Source organism: Thiohalocapsa sp. (assembly GCF_019695415.1).
In the GTDB taxonomy this organism is placed as follows: domain Bacteria; phylum Pseudomonadota; class Gammaproteobacteria; order Chromatiales; family Chromatiaceae; genus Thiohalocapsa.
On sequence record NZ_JAIFKJ010000035.1, the window covers coordinates 1 to 2,386 of the forward strand.

Sequence of the window (2,386 nt, forward strand, 5' to 3'; positions counted from 1 at the left end):
CCTTGTAATCGGAGATCATATCCATTGTTTCGTAGATGTTGTTGAAGGCGGTCTGCAATTGCTCGATATTGACAGTCGAGCTGGTCGCCTGCCGGTGAATATCCGCCGTCTGCTCCTTCAGCAGGGCCGAGGTGGACTCGATCAGATTGCTGGTGGTGACGTTAAGGGCATCGATCTGATCCAGCACCAGCTTCTGGTTAGCCAGCGCCTGGGCCACCATCACTGCGGTGCGCAGGGCCGAGACGGTGGTCGTGGTGGCGCGATCCACGCCCTTGATCAGCTCCAGGTTGTTCTTGCGGATCATGTCCAGCGCCAGGTAGCCCTGAATGCTCACCGCCAACTGGGTCAGGAGGTCCTGCACCTTCTGCCGCACGTAGAAGAGCATCTCCTCTTTGACCACGCGGGCTTTCTCCGGCTCCCGCACCTCTACCTCGGCGATGCGGGCCTCCAGCGCGGCGTCGATCTGCTTGCCCACGTAGACATACTGCCGCAACTGCTGCATCAGGTTCCACAGGTTGACCTTCTCCTGCTCGATGACGGCGTTGTCCTTGCGCAGCTCATCCTGGCTTCTGTAGAGGGTGTTGATGATGGCGTTGATGTGGGCCTGGGAGGATTGGTACTTTCGGAAATAATCGCGCAGGCGGTCGCCGAAGGGGATCACGCCCAGAATCTTGCGCGGGGAGAGCAGGTCACCCTGGCGCGAGGGGTCCAGCTCCTCGACCGTCTCGCGCAGCTCGAGCAGCGAGCGCGAGACCGGCGACTTCTCGTCGAACACGCCGCCCTCCATCGCCTTGACCGGGCGGTTCAGCATGCGGTTGGACATGCTGGCGGCGGCGCGGATCTCCTTGTTGCCCATGTTGTGGATGGTCGTGACCCGGCTCTCGAAGGGCTCGCTGTGGACGTCGGCGTTGACCACCACGTCGACGAATTCTTGCACCTTGCCGTCGAGCTTCTGCAAGGTGGCCGGTTCCAGCTTGACCATCTCGCCGGCCTTGCTCTCCGGGACGGCGGATACCGGCTCAGGCGGCGTCAGTGCCTTAGGTGCTTCTAGTTCAGTTGCCATGAATTCACTCCTTTGGATTTTCTAACACTTGGCTAACTACCCAGACCCTCGTTACACATAGTTACACGGAGGCTGTCACAGAGAGACACAGAGGAAAATCTAAATGTCTTTGCCGTTCTCTGTGGGTCTCTGTGTCTCCTCAGTGCTTCTCTGTGTCCAAACCAAATGGTCTGAACGTTACATACTTGGCTAATACTGCTTCTCGATTCGTTGGATCATCTCCTCAAGCACCTCGTAGCTGGGCGGTTCCACCACGTTCACGATGGAAGTGGGCATCGCCAGCTTGTGGTCGTTGACAAATTCCTGAAAGTAAGCCAGGTCATCGTTGCGGAAGCCGTGCTTGATGACCAGACGCTGTAAGTCGGGGTCGTCGCGCAACAACTGGCCCAGCTTCTCGCCGCCCTCGCTGAAGGAGATCAGGATGTGCTTGGAGAAGATGGTCGGCTGGGGATACATCAGCACCATGTCGGGCGTCGTTTGGCCGTTGATCGCGGCCGCGATGAACTGAGCCTCGTAGATCATGACCATCGGCGATTTGCCCATTCCCATGATCAGGTAGTTCTCGAAAGGCACCGCCGAGGAATACTCCACATACCCTTGATCGAGGAAGAGGTCCTCCATCAGCCCCATCACGTCGTTAATATCGGACGTGTTTTGCACAATATCGCGGTCGTTCGCCACGAAGCTGGCCAGGGAGAGGTACATGGCGGCCGAGTTGGACTTGCGCACGTCGGTCGAGGTGACCAAGACCCTCTTGTCCACCGAATAGGCCGCGCTGCCCTCCAGGTCTTTCCAGCGCTTGCCCTGCTCAATGAGCGCCAGCAGCTTTTCCATATTGAGCGTGTAGTACCCACCCTGATCCTGGGCCACGCCTTCGTTTTCCAGTATCTGGGCGATTGGTTTCCAGGCGGCGATGGCCATGGGGGTGAAGAAGGCGTCGTAGGACTGGCTGCCCTCCTGCTCGCGGCGCATCTTCTCGGCCGCGGGCACGCCGGCCGGGAAGGCGAAGTCATACTGGGTGAGGTCGTAGCTGGTAGCGATCTGGCGCGAGCCGGCCTTCTCCACCACGGCCTCGATGCCGCCGCGGCGCAGCGCCTCGACCACCTCGGGATCGTCGAAGAATGGCTCCTTCTCCGAGCCGATCAGGCCCTCTACCGTGACGACGCGCCGGGCCGCGATCTGCCCCCGAACGGAGAAGAAAATGGCAATCGCCACGCCGATGATCAGGATCGCGAGCAACACAGGCTGGCCCTTATACCCATCTGACGCTGCCGAGCAATCGGGGAGGTGAAGTCCGGGGTGGCGACGAGTCCATCAAAACAA

General features: G+C 59.7%; 2 protein-coding genes. Both read right to left on the reverse strand.

The window, feature by feature from the left end; translation table 11 throughout:
- A partial coding sequence (locus tag I6U14_RS00440; RefSeq protein WP_296895968.1) for a toxic anion resistance protein occupies window positions 1-1,063 on the reverse strand: 1,063 nt, incomplete at its 3' end.
- A 189-nt stretch (window positions 1,064-1,252) separates the two neighbouring features.
- The gene (locus I6U14_RS00445) at window positions 1,253-2,305 is read right to left on the reverse strand and encodes a hypothetical protein (protein ID WP_296895970.1); all 1,053 of its coding nucleotides are present in this window, start codon (window positions 2,303-2,305) and stop codon (window positions 1,253-1,255) included.
- Between the last annotated feature and the right edge of the window lie 81 nt (window positions 2,306-2,386).